This is a genomic window from Candidatus Bathyarchaeota archaeon (assembly GCA_023131225.1).
Taxonomy (GTDB): domain Archaea; phylum Thermoproteota; class Bathyarchaeia; order Bathyarchaeales; family SOJC01; genus JAGLZW01.
Map to the genome: position 1 here is coordinate 39,406 of JAGLZW010000028.1, position 15,675 is coordinate 55,080.

16 protein-coding genes are annotated in these 15,675 nt (G+C 41.5%); 10 read left to right on the forward strand and 6 right to left on the reverse strand.

Translation table 11 applies throughout. The features are described from left to right. Positions 1 to 12: 12 nt before the first annotated feature. Positions 13 to 1,563 (reverse strand): hypothetical protein, encoded by a 1,551-nt coding sequence (locus KAU88_07305; GenBank protein MCK4478315.1) that lies wholly within the window; start codon positions 1,561 to 1,563, stop codon positions 13 to 15. A gap of 59 nt (positions 1,564 to 1,622) precedes the next feature. Next, positions 1,623 to 1,970 carry a hypothetical protein gene (locus tag KAU88_07310; GenBank protein MCK4478316.1) on the reverse strand — a complete coding sequence of 116 codons (348 nt, stop codon included), beginning with the start codon at positions 1,968 to 1,970 and terminating at the stop codon, positions 1,623 to 1,625. 280 nt (positions 1,971 to 2,250) lie between these two features. Between KAU88_07310 and KAU88_07315 the strand changes: the two genes are divergently transcribed. Next, positions 2,251 to 2,631: a hypothetical protein gene (locus KAU88_07315; protein MCK4478317.1), complete on the forward strand. Its 381-nt coding sequence runs from the start codon at positions 2,251 to 2,253 to the stop codon at positions 2,629 to 2,631. A gap of 79 nt (positions 2,632 to 2,710) precedes the next feature. Beyond that, on the forward strand, positions 2,711 to 4,171 hold the full coding sequence (locus KAU88_07320; protein MCK4478318.1) for a site-specific DNA-methyltransferase: 1,461 nt from the start codon (positions 2,711 to 2,713) through the stop codon (positions 4,169 to 4,171). A gap of 62 nt (positions 4,172 to 4,233) precedes the next feature. On the opposite strand, the gene KAU88_07325 is transcribed toward KAU88_07320, so the two are convergent. The 3 genes from KAU88_07325 to KAU88_07335 are packed head-to-tail and all read right to left on the reverse strand — an operon-like array spanning position 4,234 to position 6,800. After that, positions 4,234 to 6,009, reverse strand: a complete 1,776-nt coding sequence (locus tag KAU88_07325) for an ATP-binding protein (protein ID MCK4478319.1) — start codon at positions 6,007 to 6,009, stop codon at positions 4,234 to 4,236. A 2-nt stretch (positions 6,010 to 6,011) separates the two neighbouring features. Then, a complete protein-coding gene (locus KAU88_07330; GenBank protein ID MCK4478320.1) occupies positions 6,012 to 6,347 on the reverse strand; it encodes a hypothetical protein in 336 nt (111 codons plus the stop codon). 9 nt (positions 6,348 to 6,356) lie between these two features. After that, positions 6,357 to 6,800, reverse strand: a complete 444-nt coding sequence (locus tag KAU88_07335; protein MCK4478321.1) for a hypothetical protein — start codon at positions 6,798 to 6,800, stop codon at positions 6,357 to 6,359. A 434-nt stretch (positions 6,801 to 7,234) separates the two neighbouring features. On the opposite strand from KAU88_07335, the gene KAU88_07340 reads away from it, so the two are divergent. The 8 genes from KAU88_07340 (at position 7,235) to KAU88_07375 (ending at position 15,229) form a co-directional block, all read left to right on the forward strand. Beyond that, positions 7,235 to 7,576 carry a TdeIII family type II restriction endonuclease gene (locus KAU88_07340; GenBank protein MCK4478322.1) on the forward strand — a complete coding sequence of 114 codons (342 nt, stop codon included), beginning with the start codon at positions 7,235 to 7,237 and terminating at the stop codon, positions 7,574 to 7,576. A 27-nt stretch (positions 7,577 to 7,603) separates the two neighbouring features. Continuing rightward, on the forward strand, positions 7,604 to 8,392 hold the full coding sequence (locus KAU88_07345; protein MCK4478323.1) for a hypothetical protein: 789 nt from the start codon (positions 7,604 to 7,606) through the stop codon (positions 8,390 to 8,392). A gap of 48 nt (positions 8,393 to 8,440) precedes the next feature. After that, complete coding sequence (locus KAU88_07350; protein ID MCK4478324.1) at positions 8,441 to 9,394, forward strand: EVE domain-containing protein; 954 nt, start codon at positions 8,441 to 8,443, stop codon at positions 9,392 to 9,394. Between the two features lie 97 nt (positions 9,395 to 9,491). Beyond that, a complete protein-coding gene (locus KAU88_07355; GenBank protein MCK4478325.1) occupies positions 9,492 to 9,686 on the forward strand; it encodes a hypothetical protein in 195 nt (64 codons plus the stop codon). Between the two features lie 255 nt (positions 9,687 to 9,941). Then, on the forward strand, positions 9,942 to 11,852 hold the full coding sequence (locus tag KAU88_07360; protein MCK4478326.1) for a hypothetical protein: 1,911 nt from the start codon (positions 9,942 to 9,944) through the stop codon (positions 11,850 to 11,852). After that, positions 11,824 to 13,710, forward strand: coding sequence for an ATP-binding protein (locus KAU88_07365; GenBank protein MCK4478327.1), 1,887 nt, complete (start codon positions 11,824 to 11,826; stop codon positions 13,708 to 13,710). Before KAU88_07360 ends, KAU88_07365 begins: the two co-directional genes overlap by 29 nt. Before the next feature lie 31 nt (positions 13,711 to 13,741). After that, positions 13,742 to 14,707, forward strand: coding sequence for a carbohydrate kinase family protein (locus KAU88_07370; protein MCK4478328.1), 966 nt, complete (start codon positions 13,742 to 13,744; stop codon positions 14,705 to 14,707). A 186-nt stretch (positions 14,708 to 14,893) separates the two neighbouring features. Beyond that, a complete protein-coding gene (locus KAU88_07375; protein MCK4478329.1) occupies positions 14,894 to 15,229 on the forward strand; it encodes a winged helix-turn-helix domain-containing protein in 336 nt (111 codons plus the stop codon). Positions 15,230 to 15,465: 236 nt separating this feature from the next. Here KAU88_07375 and KAU88_07380 read toward each other — a convergent pair. Continuing rightward, positions 15,466 to 15,675 (reverse strand): hypothetical protein (locus KAU88_07380; protein ID MCK4478330.1); only part of this gene is annotated, 210 nt, incomplete at its 5' end.

The window sequence follows — 15,675 nt, forward strand, 5'->3', positions numbered from 1 at the left end:
TGTTACGACCTCCTACCCTGCACCCCCACCGGCACAGGCGCAAGCACATGAAACGCATGCACAGGCACATGCACAGGCTGCGCAGGCACATACGCAGCTTGAGCCGTGGTGTGCAGGTTTATGTGAAGTCCGCGGAGGTGGAGCTGCTGGGATTATTGCATTCGCAAATATTTCAAGATTAGCTACAATGCTGTTAGACGTGTTTTCTATTGCTGTCGCAATGTTGTTGGCGAAGTCTGCCCCTGGGATCTTGGGCGGAGATTTAGCTTTAGCTGGTGCGTCTATGTTAGGTTTGTATGTAGGTCGGGGATGATACTGCTGATAGCTGTACCAGTACCAGAACCAGAAAGGAGTCGGTTCAAAGACTCGGTTCTTGAAAGTTGTTTCGGTTCTCGCACGGTGTTGTGGGTCGAGAAGCAGCCATAGGAGTTGTTCATCATACGCTTTGGAGGCTAGCTCCGATGTCCCAGCCTGCTCTACTTGTCTCCAAGCTTTTTCAACTATCTTTCTGTAGTAGTCGATGGTGTCGCGTCTACAATAGCCCCGAAGTTTCTCTTCAACCGAGCGACGCAGAAATAAGATCGTCTCAGCCAACATTTCTTCATCTAACATGCCGTCTTCTTTTATCGCTTTTAAGAAATCTATTTCATAGTATCGAAGTGGTGTCCCGCCTAGCTCACTGGGTTTTTTACTCTTGAAGGGCTCCATAACCCTCAGCGTCACTGAAGGTTTGGTGGCTGTGACCCAGACGGCTCTCTTCTTTAAAAGGCTATAAAGAATCTCGGTCACTATCATGTTTGGTTTTAAGAAGAGATAAGAGGCTTCTACGGCTGTAAGGCCGCGCCTTATCCCAAGAGCTTCCACACTCATTATAGGTTTAAGATAAGGTCTCTTTCGAAGGGCAATTGCTATGAGCCCAACTATCAAGGACAAGACTATCAGAACAGCGATCCATGGACCATATGTTTGCAGGAAGCTTGGTTGAACCTCGTAGTGTTGAACGAATTCTTCGGGGAATGAAACTCCAAAAGTATATTTCTGACTTGGAGCTAGGTTGTGTCGCTCCCAATAAACAGCGAAGTTGCCATCTTCATAATCAGCGTTATCCCATTCTACACTTGTCAATGTCTTGAGGTTGCTCTCCGTGACTCCGGGAGGTGTAACAATTTGGACGCGAAGATCATCTATTCTCACAGGAAACCACGTCGGCGTAAATTGCATTCCCACATTGCCAGGATTCTGCGTGTCTTCCCATATCATGTGTCCCACGTTGGTTGTAAGGTTAAATCGAACGCTTTCCCCAGCGTTGAGATCTTCCACGTCAACCCGCACTTTGTAATCGTCTTGATGGCTTGAATCCACAGCGTCCAATTCATTGTTGTTCTCGTCAAAAGCTTGGCCGATTGTAAAGTCATAATTGGGTTGGCCGATTTCAACCCAGTGTAGTACTCCTTCATCGCAGACGATTGTGACGTCGTAGAGAATGTCTACTGTTCCGTCCTGGTTTATCCATATTTTAACCCATTCGTGCTCCAGATGGTACACGAGGTTCTGAGCTTCCACAGAGAGAACTCCCATTGACAAAACAAGAATTAAAATGCAAAGCATAGGAAGTTGCAGCCTTACCATTTCGGTTCCTCGGCCACCTCAACCGTGTGTCCACAATAGCTGCAAGTCGCATATGGCACACCCTCTACAATTTTTATCCTATCGGGCTGAATTGAAGCCCCACAATTAGGGCACTTTATGGGGACAGCCTTCATCTCCCCCGAAAACTCAACTCTGTGAATTATCTCAGTAGGTTTCCTACCAATGATGTACAGAGTGGCTATTACTCCAAAACCTGCCATGAACAAAATCGCAGCAACCGCCAACCTCATAGGAGCATATGCAGAAGCAAGGGCAAACACTATCCCAAAGAAGAAAAGAATAATTACAACAATAGCACCAAGCAAAAATTTTAAGTCCATAAAAGAAAAGCACGCAGTTCTCATAATTCAACTTTTCGCATACAAGCGCGCGCATGTCGAGTGTGAAAGGTGTGCTATCTTGTCTTTTAGAGTTAAAATTTTGTCCAACCAACCAACTGCTTTTAATAGCTGACGCTTGAGCCTGAATATGGAAAGCAAGCGTCAGCATGATATCGCTCGCTCGCAACTGAAAATGGACCGAAAGTTGAAAGAACCAAGAGGCAGGAGATTGAAACTCTAATCAACGAAGAGGCTCTACTCTTAGCTAAATTTCTGAGAGATGAAAGAAAGAGTTGGGTTCCTAGAATTGCTATTCCTTGAGGGAATAGCGATGAACATACGCATTCCTTCTAAGAAGGTCTGCGAGAACTTTCACTTAATCTACGAGCTTAAAGGAGCACAGAAAGGAGTAAATGTTCTGACTGAATACTATGGAATTCAGAAGATGAAGATAATACTGAATGGTAGAAGGGTGATGAGAGCGTGTGAGTGTGATTACTTCGAAGGTATCGCATGCTTCACTAAGAAAGGGCTGAACAAACGAAACGTCTTGCATGAGTTATATCATCATATCGTGGAAAATAAAGGGCTAGAGATGAGTGACAGAAAAGAAGAAAAGGAAGCGAGTAGCTTTTCAAGAAAGTTTACTAAAATGCTTTGACCAAAAGAGGGAGACGAGTTTTTATATTGGACTAAAATGTATAGGTTCATTGAAACTTGAAAGTGTCAGGAATTAAATAATGTCACCTGCTGAGTCCGTTTTTAAACTCCACAATTGCGACGTTCGTAAATTTAAACAGTTTTTGGAAAGTCGCGGCAGTTACAAAAAATTTGTCGATGTGACCATTACCTCTCCTCCCTATTTTGATTTAAAGAGTTACGGATATAAGAATCAAATCGGATACGGTCAAGAATTTTCTGACTACATGAACGATCTTGGGAAGTTATTCAGTCAAATTAAAGATGTAACAAATGATACGGGGTCATTATGGATAATTGTTGACGACTTCAGTAAGAGAGGCAAACTAGTTAATCTACCGTTTAAACTTGCTGAGAAGATGGAAAACATTGGATGGAAATTAACTGATATCTTGATATGGAAAAAAGACAAAACATTACCGTGGTCAAGTAAGGGTCAACTACGTAACATTTTTGAATATATCCTTTTTTTTACAAAAACAGGGAATTTCAAATTCTACGGCGATCGGATAAGAAACTTCGACATCTCCCAATTGAAGGAGTGGTGGGTGAAATATCCAGAACGTTACAATCCTAATGGTGCCCTGCCTACAAACGTTTGGGAATTTCCCGTCCCAACCCAAGGTAAATGGGGACATACATCCCTTCGACATTTTAATCCTCTTCCCCCGAAAATGATTGAAAGAATCATATTACTAACGACAGACGCTAACTTGCAAAAGAAGGATATCGTTTTGGATCCCTTTGCAGGGTCAGGCTCCGTTCTTGCAGTAGCTGATTATTTAGGAAGACGTTGGTTCGGATTCGAAAAAAATAAGCAGTATTGTGAAATGTTTGAGAACTCTGTTCTTCAATTGATAAAGAATGAGATGATGATTGAGGATGAAAAAAAATCCGAAATCAAGGTATTACATTCAGAATTCCAGAACAAAATAAAGTATCTTAGGTTGGTGAAATTTCCAAAGAGTTTATTTAGAAAAGCTCTTCAGGAGAAGATTTTGAATTTTAAACAAAATACAGTAAACACAATTTTTGCTTTAAGCGTAGAACCAACCGATAAAGAAAAATCAGCGTTACCCAAAAACAAATTCATGGTTGAAGAAATTTTCATAATATCAAACTATAATGGTGACCTTGAATCAATAGAAGGTCAACTTACTGAAGTTGCTTCTAAAGAGCCCTTGTCAAAATTCGGGATTGAACCTAAAATTTTTGTTCTAAACAAAAACGATTTCACGTCCAAATATGGATCTGTATTAGAAAACGCTAGGCTATGGTTATACCTTTCTGGAAGAGTATATAAACTTAGAAAGGCAATAACGTTCTCACAATGGTCTTTAGAAAATTCAGAAGATCATTGGAAGGATTACTCAAAAAATAATATACCTCCAATAATCACCAATATCAAAGTTTACCAGGAGGTTCCTACGACCTGGGAATCAAAAGAAAAAAAGTTTAATCGCTTAAAGGTCAAGTATAAAAATGCCATAGGGATAAACTGATCATTTGGACGCGTCTATATTGATTAGCATGTAGAATTTCTAAGATAAAGTATTAGGCTTACTTAGAACCATTTTCTGACGAGTTTTAGGAGCAGGTCTCTCATTTTCCCCATATCTCCTCCACTCTTCTCAATAGAGATCTCTATTAGCATTACCAATCTTTCAATCAATGGGCGCTCATGGGCTTTCACTTGTTTGAATGTTGAATGATTTCTGTTAATAATGACTTTTTGACGTTTGTTGTCTACAACAACAGGCATTTGATCTTTATCGGAAGATAGTTCGAGGTCGAAAGTCTCTCCAACTTCCTTTTTTATGATTTGCGTAAGAAGTTTTTCTTGTTTTTCAGCGGTCTTCTTCTTTTTTCTTTCCTTCTTCGCGTAATAATAATCATGTAATGTATATTCGAAAACCTCTCTTTCGAGAAAATTATGAATAAACTCTTGTAAGTATTGATAGTGTGAGTGGGTAAACTTGAATGAACTCCTGTCAATTGTCATTGCATCTTCAAGTCCCGCCGTTACATAGATTTCTCCAAAAAGCCAATTTCTGAAGACTAGATTTGAGGTCAACGGATAACCAAGTAGAGTAGTATCAGGATTGCCTATTGAGACGTTTCTAATTCTTGTTATTATCCCGTTATACTCTTTAGGACTAATACTTCCATGTTGACTGTAGATATATCCTTCAAAAGACAAAGTCTTTCCATCTACCACTTTGGACTCCTTAAAAGGATGCACTTTGTAATTTAACTCATAAATAATTGGGTCTTTACGCATTGGGAATCGCAGTGGTTTTTTCAGTTCTATACCGTCGAAGGTGACTTTGAAGTTGTAATTGCTGAGTGTGGATTTTATCTTTTTAATTAACTGAAACTCTTCCGATCCTTCGGGGACGGCTTTTATTGGACCATCAGCAAGATAAGTTACAGGAGAAATATATGCCAGTTCTATCAGAAATTGCCAATACTCACCAAGATAGGAAAAAGTCTTATTTCCTTTTTCCTCCAAGTGATCTAAGAGTTTGCTGATCGTAACAGACGAGGAGCCGAAAGGTTCTTTATCAATCAGCATTTCCTTGAATAAAGGTCTAAGATCTTTTAGACGAATTTCTGTAAAATGTTCATCTAAATCGTAGCCCTTGTCTACCTTTTTGTAATTAGTTAATTCAAACTGACTGACTTCATAGAACTCTTTCTCAGCTGCTTCACGTTCTCGCGATATTGAAAAATCTATTTTAGCTTTAAAAACCAAATCAGACTCTTTCTTGGTAGAGGTTATTGTAATCAAGTTACAGAGCTCAGAAACTGCAATAAATCCAATACCAATAAAGCCGATTATTGGTCGATTGAATTTCTCAGTAAAATCTCCTTTATCCCTTTTCCTTGATCGACTTATATAAACGAACTCCTCATCGAAATCCTTGTAGTCCATTCCCTTCCCATTATCCTTAATAATTAACTCGTTACCGTCAAACGAAATATCTACATCTGTAGCATCAGCATCAAAAGAATTGCTGATTAATTCTTTGATGCTATTAGCTGGTGAACTATATGTTCCTTCACTTAGAAGTTTGAGAATCTGACTTCCAACTTTCATCGAACCTCTTTGAGGAACATTGAGTGTAGCATCTATGGTACGATAATAAACGAACGATACTTCGCTGCTTTCTGATTCGGATACGAGTTGCTGCCGTTTTTTCTGAGCTTCCTCCAAGATTTCATTAACTTCTGCAACAGTCATTTCTACTTGCTCAGCAATCTCCTCACTAGATTTACCCTTATCGAAGGCTGATAGAATTTTCAATTCTTTTGAAGATAGTCTAATCTCTTCACTCATTTCTACTCCCCCCCAAAATCTTTAGCTCGAACAAACAATAGGTTTTTTTCTCTAGCCGTTGCATAAATCATGATCGCATACCAGTGCAAAAGGCTCTTCGCTTCAATGGAATCTTTGGTGATTCCATCAATAGCACTCCTAACTCCGTCATTGCCGTCTAGAACGTATTCCAATCCTTTGATCAAACGAATCGGACCTGTTTCTCCTTTATACATGGTTCCCAACACTTTTTCCATTTGTTCACTCAAGAATTTGTTATCTTTTAGAAGTGTTTTGAGGACTCGAGATTGTAAAATGCATTTCCCCCATTTTGTTCCATCTAAGACCACGTCTGACATGCATTTCACCTAAAACCAAAATTCTTCCGCAACAACATAGGTGGTTGTTATAATCAAAACTACACCGATTGCAAATATGAGAAAAAGGGCCAATTCAAACAGCCATGAATAGTTAGATCTAAAACAAGAAGAAGAAACCAAAATATAAGACATTGAAACAAAAGCGTCAACCACAGAAAGAGGAATCAGAATGAACATTATTATTGCTACTCTTGAATATGTCCTTGAGATTTTTTTACCAAAATATTGGCGTCTTTGACCTAACGAATATCCTAGGAAAGCTAAAGCCAAAGACGCAATACCCAAAGTTCCTCCCATAATGTTTTTGGCAACATCGTTCTTGGCTATCAAAGTCAACTGATTAAGAGCAAAAATTATCGGGAAAGCAATCACTAAAGTTATAGTTACCATAATGATTCCAAAAAAAGCTAGAAGTACAAGCATCCAATTCATTTAATGGAAGTCACCTTATGAACAAATCTGTTTATTCAAGCTAATAGTGTGATCTAATATTTTACATTTCGTATCCACAGGGATTTCTATTTTATTTGCCGAATGAATAAAGGTTCACTAATTCAACATTCACAATATTATTCGATGAAGGGACTTTGCATTATCTCTTTTTACTGAATATTTTCACTCGCACGCGCATTAAGCCTCATCCAAACCATGAACTCTTATGTAACACATTGATGTTACGGTCGAGAATTTTGACACAATCTCTGAATTACTCATATCAATTCTTAAAGGTTAGATCTTTCGCTTTCTTTCCCTCACATACTTATTGCCAACCACTCGTTTTCCAGTATTGTATTCTTGGACTTCGATTTCTTCTGGTCCAAAAGGTTGCTTCAGGTCTATTTTTATGCCGAATTTCAAAAGATATTTTGGGAAGCAAGATAAAGGAAAAGATTGACGAGTTCGCAGAACAGGAAGATATGGACAAACCATTTTATTTTAATCTCTTTTCGAAGGAGATTGTCTTCACAGCTTCTCTTCTGCAATCAATTTATACTTGGCTTGGAGGAAAATGGGAAGAAATCGCAGAAATAATAGCCACCGAAAATTTTCCAAAAGTTGAAAGACGATTTAAACTGCACGGTGAAATCACTCCAAAAGAACAACCGACCATAGAACTAGTGGTTAAGGCTTATGTGCCAATGTATAATCCTCTACAGCTTTTTAAGTGCAAGAAATGCAGATGCGCCCACGTAAGAGTTATAATGTGAAAATAATCAGTTCCTTTGGGGTTTGAGATGATAGAAACAGAAAAGCAAGGAAATAGGAAATCAAGAGATACATTAGCGATATGTAGCGTCTTAGTCATTATGTTTGCCATTACTACCATGTTGTTTTACGTGGAAATAGGAAATCTTAGAAATCTTAACAATGAATTACAAGACCAAAAGAGCAATCTGCAGAATGAACTAAACTCTCTTAACATAACATATCGTTATTACGTGTCAACTCACAGCCATAGCAATTCGGAGTATGATAACTACATAGCAGACCATCAGTATACAAACTCGGAATATGATGACTACGTTGAAAGCCATCAGTACACAAACTTAGAGTATGAAGATTATGTAGCGAACCATCTATATGCAAATGCAGAATACGAAGAAGCATGTTACTCCTTTTATTATTTTAAACCAGAAGGACAAAAGTTTGGTGTTTACGATTTGGATGCTGAGCTTTTCGCTTTGAGTTGGAGCGAACCATATCAAGCTGGCGTATTTGACTGTAGTGAAATGAGTGCTTGTTTAGAGTGGCATCTGGAGAATAGAGGATGGCATGCTAAAATTTACGTTGGAGACTCCCCATTTGGCTTCGGGAGACACGCATGGTTGATTGTTGAAACCAGTGAAGGAAAATATATGCCAGTTGAAAGCACAACTCTCAAAGTTGTATGGTGGTCAGACCCGAATTTCGATAACTACTGGGAATGTGACCACAAATTTGAGACAATTCATGATGCACTAGATTATCAGGAAAGTGGATTTGATTGGTGGGAACTAGGTTTTTCCCCTTTGGATTATGACTAGCCCGCGCGAATTTTATATATCTCTCTCATAAATGTAGTTGAACACAAAATGCCGAATTATTGGTTAATTACAACTTCTCCAGAGAATTTCAAGGTTGACAAAGAAACCTCAGGTTTTACTGTTCAGGGACTGAAAGAACGCCAAAAAAAGACTGTAATGAAATTCCAACCAGGAGACAAAGTTATTTACTACATAAATCAGATTTCAAAGTTAGGCGCTATAGCCACCATAACGTCAAAGTATTATTATGACAACAAGATAAAAATCTGGACTGACGAAGACGAAATTTGGCCTTCGAGAGCAAAGAGCAAACCAGAAATCGTTTTGGAAGATGATGAGTTACTTGACATCAAGAGGCTGATTAAACAACTAGCCTTCATCAAAGATAAGGTTCACTGGTCGCTTTTTGTCCGTGGCAGCGTGAGGCAAATCCCCGAGGAAGATTACTTGCTGATTGAATCTGAAATGCGAAAGATACTTTCTCGAAAACCTGCAGCCAAAAAAGCAGAGCCAATCAAAAAAAGTTTGAGAACTGAGAAAGACTACAAAGAAGCCATCATGAAGCTCTCCTTAAACTCCAAGTCCTTACACGACCGAATCGGTGAAATGCTGCAAACCGTTGGAAGCTGGACCGGATTTAACACCAACACAAGACTCAGAATTACCTCAGAATCAGCTTATCAACTCGATGTAGCTTGGCTTTCAGGCAAGAACCCTGAAGTTGCTATTGAAATTCAGATGGAGGGCAACCTTGATTCCGCAATTCGTAAGCTCAGAGAGGCCAGAGAATTCAACTACAGAAAAGTGATTCTAGTTATTGAAGAAGAGCAAATAACTCGGCTCAATGCAGTATTACGATTTGACCCGATTCGCAACTGGATTGATGCGTGGTCAATACAATCTGTATACGAACTTTATGCAAATGGCCAAAGATTCTTCGAGTTGTATGACAAATTGAAAGAGGCAAGGTATATAGAAAGAAAAGAACTGGAATTAATCTAACAAAGACACACCAAAACTTTCACTCTCCTCTCTCACCTATATGCAAATGCGTTTTAGCATCAGCCTTATTTTCGGTAAGAGCAGACAGGAGAATCGGGTGAGAACAATCTTGGTTCAAGAATCTATTACTCGAAAGCAGGACAAAGTAAACGCCGTCAAGCTGGCCATCCATGAGGCAAGCAGGGTAAAGAACAAAAATGAACTAATCAAGAGACTTGGCCGCATCCAACGCTTGGCCAAACAGAATAACTATGCTGAAATAGATAGACTGCTGCAAGAAAGCTACGTCTAACCACCTCAACAATCTCCTTTTTCAGTTTTAGAGGGGCACTATGTTGGTTAAAATCTACACTCGCATCATAAAGAAACGCTACCTCAACCAAAAACGCATCTACAGGCACAGATACGCCGACCCCCCCCCCCTCCCCTCCCCCCCTCCCTATTTTTGTTCTAAGGACCTCTCTAACAGAGAAACTGTTCTTGCCAACGCAAAGTATTGTTTTAAAGCGAGCCGTATGTTCTTATGTTGGAACTAAGTGGTGACTAAATGTCTTCATCTATGTTAAGCCACACAATTAAGAGAACAAGTAACCTTCTTAAATCGGGTGCTTCTGACCAAATCACCGAGTATGAGAACCGCCTTCAACCCTTGCAAACACTCTACGACCGTTTGCTTTCTAACCTTATTGTTTCAAGCTTCAGCTACGAGGAGGCTTACGAAACAGCCCGGAAATTCTGGGGTTCTACTCAGGTTCGCTTCGCAGGTATAGATGGCACCATGTACTCTCGTCCCCTCTTCGACCTCGTAATCTTCTTCGGCGGCGCTTACGCCTCAACTGGCACCATAACTTTCAAGCCGAACTCCAAACCAGCAGTTCAATACGACGCAAAGACCATCCAACAAGGTGCAGGAATCTCCAGCGTCATCCCCGTCTTCATAAGCGAAGTCCCAGAAATAGACCAAACTTTCTTCAGTCAAGAACAACCAGACGAAATAGCCCTTAACAAGCCACTACAAGACAGCGCCATCATAAACAACGCAACCATCGCCAACTGGATAATGACCTTCGCCGAATACTACCTCGCGTACAAACTCGCCACCGACCCAAACCAAGACATACGCATCATCCTCTTAGACAGAAGCTTATCCATCGAACGCGCCAGCCTACTCTACGACACTTCAAAAAGAGACCTCTGGAAAGCCAAAAGCAACCTAATAGGCTACAAAATAGACAACACACCCATTGACGCCAACGACTTTGCCTTAGGCAGACATCACATCCGAAACCCAGCCCTAGGCGTTCCACCAGCAAGAGCAGACTACCTCCGCTACGCCATCATCAACATAATCCAACAGAAAAGCCCCGTCTCCAAGAGCCAAATTCTACAAGAACTAGGAATAGCAGACGAGAAAAGGGCTAAAAGAGCTGAGAGATACCTCAAAAAATCAGTAAAAGAAGAAATCCTAACAAAAAGAGACAACACATACAGCATCAACCCAAAATACGCAACAACATGGACTAGACTACAAAAACTCGTAACAACCCTAGGAGACCTCTTCTTTTACACCCAAAAACTAGAAACTCAAAACGCCAACCTCATGAAAATAAAGAAAAACGGAAAAAAACATTGGCTCACAACGCTCGACATTGCCTTCCTCACCCTCTTTACCTTCCACATGCTCATAGAAGCATGCTGGAAAAACAAAATCCTCCTCATAGGCATAACAAAAGACACTGCAGCCCGAGACATGAAACGCCAACTAATCCCCATCCTCAACAACGAAGGCATGCTAAAAGACACAATCACGCCGGAAACATACGAAAAACTACCGAACACCGACCGCATGATACTCCAATCAATCAGCCTATTCAACCCTGAAAAAGTCAAAGTCCCCTGGAGCCTAATCGAATACGATTCAGCCTTCCGCTCCATGGTCCCAGACCCGCAAACCAGAAAAGGTTACGTGTTGGGTGCCATAAAAAACAGGATAGGCCTTGAAAAAACCTTTCTCAAAACCTACGTGCAACTCGCCCAAGCCAAAAAAGACCGCCTGCTCCGCAGCAACGTCCTTCTCACAGACCGCCTCGTCTACCCAGAATTCGATCATAAGCCAAACACCACAGTTCAATTTTGGAACGAGTTCGGAAGCGCAAAAGAACCCGTCGAAATAATACTCTACAAAGATAAAACTGTCCCAAACCAGCTCCAAAACTTGACAATGACAATTCTCATCGCTATGACCCCGCCGAGCATACCTGAAGCCTTCGGACACAACAAACCCCTATTCATCGCCGACAAAATCGCCAAATGGCACTACGGCCAATTCAAACGCATCGCTGATACCACTGCAAACTGGATACTCAACAACCATAAATTAAGAAAGTTCGTATTCTACATGAGTACATTCCGCGAAAGGAGAACAGCAATTGAAGCCACAAGAAGAGAAAACCCATAATCAAACATACTTCACCAACTTCAACGGCAGATTCCACGCCCGCCTAAGCCACGTCGTCCCCCGCCAATTCGGCATCGTAAGTGAATCCAAATTCACAGGAATAAGCGCCCGCTACCAAGCCCGAATCAAAGTAGAATACCAGAAAGACCTCATGGGCCTCCTCGAAGAAGGCATGCTCTTAGCAATCCCAAACTTCAAACAAACCGAACCCAACACCCAAAGATACACACTCATGGAAATCAGCAGAGTCTGGCCAGAACACTTCGGCCTACGAGGCCTTTCAGATCATGGATACTACCCCATGCAATTTGAAATCATAGAACAGTCAGAAGCCGACTGGCAAACCAACGACAAAGCCACCATGATCATCCAAATCAGCGCCATCCCCGTCAACTACGACCTCACCCTCTGCTCCAGCGGCGAATGCAAATTCACAAAAGGCTTCAGCTACCCCATCGTAGCCAGCCCTGCCAACATCCTCAACAGCATCATGATAAACCGCATGTACAACCAAAAAATCACCCAAAAACTAGGCGTAGACCCAACCAAAACCACACCCGACGCTCACCGAGACCCCCGACTAGGCATAATCAAAATGTTCCAAGCCAGCAAAACAACAATCCCAATATACATAGACTTTGAAAACCTTGTCCGCTACCACTTCGGCGTCTTCGCATTCACCGGCGGCGGCAAAAGCAACCTCATGTCAAACATCCTAAGACGCATCCTCCTCCACACACAAGACACAAAAATCGTCATCTTCGACATAAGCTGCGAATACATCTTCCTCCTCCTCGACATCCTCTCAGACCCCACAATCCCCTCAAAAGTCATCCTTGAACACAAAATAGAATCCCTAGAACAATTCTTCAACTCAGTCGTCAAACCCAGAGAATATGAAACCGACCAAAGAATCAAAACAGGACTCAAAAAAATTATGGACCAAGCCAAGCTATCTTACTACACCAAACCCAAACAGAAAGTTCCCACATACAGCCAATTTCTTGAAGAACTCGAAAACCAAAGAAAAAACAGCACTGATAAACCCCACTACATAAACGCCATAGACAGAATCAGCGACACCATCCTAGAATACGTCGAACAACACGCCCTCAGCGAAAACCAAGAAGTCGACAAACAATTCATAGAATACATAGAGCCCATAGCCCGTGAAGTAGTCCAAACGTTCAAAGTCCACGAGAAAAGCGGACTTTACGCATGGGCAACCACCCGCAACGCCCTCACAGAAGTCATAAAGAAAAGACAAGAAGAGGAACAGAAAGAAGGCGGACTCACAGCTGAAAAAATCCGCAACCTACTAGAAGGCGAAGGAAGAATCGTATGCATCTCCATCTCAGACCCCTACACGATAAAAGAGCTCATCATATCCCTCACACGCAATCTCCTCACCCGCCGAAAACGCAGATTCCAAGTCAAACCCTACATCCTACTCGTCTTCGATGAAGCCCAAGAATTCATCCCCGACTTAGGCGGCTCCGTAGGCATAGACAAAAAATGCAGCAAACAAGTCGAAACCCTACTAAGACAAGGAAGAAAATACGGCTTAGGCGTATGCATCGCCACCCAAAGACTGGCCTACCTAAACACCAACGCCCTACAACAGCTCCACACCTACTTCGTTGGCACCCTACCTCGCCCCTACGACCGCACCCTCATCAGCAACACCTTCATGATAGACCAAGGTATCCTCGAAAAAACACTCGAATTCGCACCAGGTGAATGGCTACTATCAAGTTACATAGCTACAGGCATAGAAAATGTCCCCATATTCATCCAAGCAGATAACGCTGAAAACGAACTTGAAAAATTCCTCTCAGCCTCCATCCCTCAAACCTAAGCCAACACAGCAGGCAAAACGGTAACTCAAAATGACCCAGCCAACTTCAAACTCGTCTACCGCAAACCTCACGTTCGTGGGCCACGTATCAATAGACAAAGTAGAGAACATGAATGGAACCAGAACACAGCCAGGTGGAGGCGCATTATACGCCGCAATCGCCGCAAAAGCCCTGAACGTAAAAACAGCCATAATAACCACGGTTGGAAAAGATTTCTCCTTCACAAACTGCTTTGACGGCTTAGATTCCACGGGCGTAAAAACATTTAACATGCCCTCAACCAGATTCTTCATTCGCTACAATAGGAACTGGGAAGCAAAATACATCGAAGCACACGCTGGCGCTGGAGCCAGAATAACCTCCTCACAAATCTCCTCAAGACTTCTCAAACCGCAAAGCATGATACATTTATCCCCAATGAAACCCGCAAAGGTCACTAAGATAATAAACGACATAAAACAGCGTTCATCTGACGTAAAAGTATCAATCAGCACCTGGATAGGATACACAAAAGAACCGAGAAACAGAAGACTACTCAAAAAACTTGCCTCACAAGCCGACTTTTTCATGCTCAACGAGTTCGAGGCAAAAGCACTCACCCAATCCAGTTCCCTCTCGCTTGCCCTAGAACGAATAAAAGCCCAAAAACTGATAGTAACTATGGGAAAACTAGGTGCAATAGTGAGCGGATCCGAAATTGAACCGCAAATGATTCCAGCCTTAACCATTCCAACAGGCAAAGTGATAGATACCACAGGAGCAGGAGACACGTGGAATGGTGCCTTCCTTGCGACGTACAAAACAACCAACGATCTAATGAAGTCAGTGACCGTTGCTTCAATAATCTCAAGCATAAAATGCTCACGATGGGGATTCAAATCCTTACAGAAACTGATTTTTCAAAAGCCCTCAGATGTAGTTGAATATGTACTAGCACTTAGGGAAGGAAGCATACAGAAAAAAATCACAGACTTCCCTACGTACCAGCGAGCATGAGAATATAGGAATAAGCAGCTAAGATAACTAAATTAGCATAGAAACCTATGTCGAAGGTTGTTGCAGCCACATTTCGATCTGTCGCGAAACCCGCTTCACCAAAGAACCATAAACGAGGGGTACATGCTTTTTTATTAGCCAAGAACACAATAGCCTGACTTAGACAACCTTGAGAAGATGAATTAATTGCCTTCCACGAAAAAACCAGAAATCAAACCCGCCTTCAAATTGTGGTTCGAAATCAACGGAAAATACATATTTGGAGAAGGAACCTACAATCTTCTTGAAAAAATCAGAGAAGAAGGCTCACTAAGTGCTGCCGCTAAAACATCAGGCATGTCTTACCGTTACGCTTGGGGCCTCATTAAAGACGCAGAAGAGCATCTTGGAATGCCAGTGGTTAGAACTCAGAGAGGTGGAAAACATGGAGGTAAAACCGACCTAACGAGGATGGGACTTTCGCTAGTTACAAACTACAAAAAGTTGAAGAAAGTTATGACTGATGTTTGCAGGCTTGAATAGACCCTCCATTTCATCAAATGAACAAGTTGGCGCCAGCAGACCAGAATTCCGCCTCCACCATTCATTATTATTATTTCATTACCCTAGATAGTGCCAAGATATTTTCCTCGAATCTGAGTGGTTCAGAAATCCAATGGCTTAGAGCAACGTAAAGTTTCATCCCACGATAGTTAACACCTAACTAAATCTCACGAAGACTTAACAGAACCTATCATCATATGTTCAGCGTTCTCTTGTTAATAGGATATCCTTGCTGAGTAGGGTAGTTCGCCTAACACTTTTGTCGCGGCTTCGGCAACCTCTGTACGGTATTTATCCTCAGTGTACACGCGAATAACATTTATGAACCCTCTTAATGCTTCGAAAATTTTGGAAATTTCACTGAGGCGTTGAGGAATCCTTTTTCCGTCCCTAGTCTTGTGGAAGACGGGGATTTCCATGGGTTC

Bases quoted from the DNA above. Each gene is read 5' to 3' on its own strand.
- KAU88_07335 (MCK4478321.1), bottom strand. From the start codon at position 6,800: ATGAATTGGATGCTTGTACTTCTAGCTTTTTTTGGAATCATTATGGTA.
- KAU88_07315 (MCK4478317.1), top strand. From the start codon at position 2,251: ATGAAAGAAAGAGTTGGGTTCCTAGAATTGCTATTCCTTGAGGGAATA.
- KAU88_07320 (MCK4478318.1), top strand. From the start codon at position 2,711: ATGTCACCTGCTGAGTCCGTTTTTAAACTCCACAATTGCGACGTTCGT.
- KAU88_07370 (MCK4478328.1), top strand. From the start codon at position 13,742: ATGACCCAGCCAACTTCAAACTCGTCTACCGCAAACCTCACGTTCGTG.
- KAU88_07350 (MCK4478324.1), top strand. From the start codon at position 8,441: ATGCCGAATTATTGGTTAATTACAACTTCTCCAGAGAATTTCAAGGTT.
- KAU88_07360 (MCK4478326.1), top strand. From the start codon at position 9,942: ATGTCTTCATCTATGTTAAGCCACACAATTAAGAGAACAAGTAACCTT.
- KAU88_07345 (MCK4478323.1), top strand. From the start codon at position 7,604: ATGATAGAAACAGAAAAGCAAGGAAATAGGAAATCAAGAGATACATTA.
- KAU88_07330 (MCK4478320.1), bottom strand. From the start codon at position 6,347: ATGTCAGACGTGGTCTTAGATGGAACAAAATGGGGGAAATGCATTTTA.
- KAU88_07325 (MCK4478319.1), bottom strand. From the start codon at position 6,009: ATGAGTGAAGAGATTAGACTATCTTCAAAAGAATTGAAAATTCTATCA.
- KAU88_07310 (MCK4478316.1), bottom strand. From the start codon at position 1,970: ATGGACTTAAAATTTTTGCTTGGTGCTATTGTTGTAATTATTCTTTTC.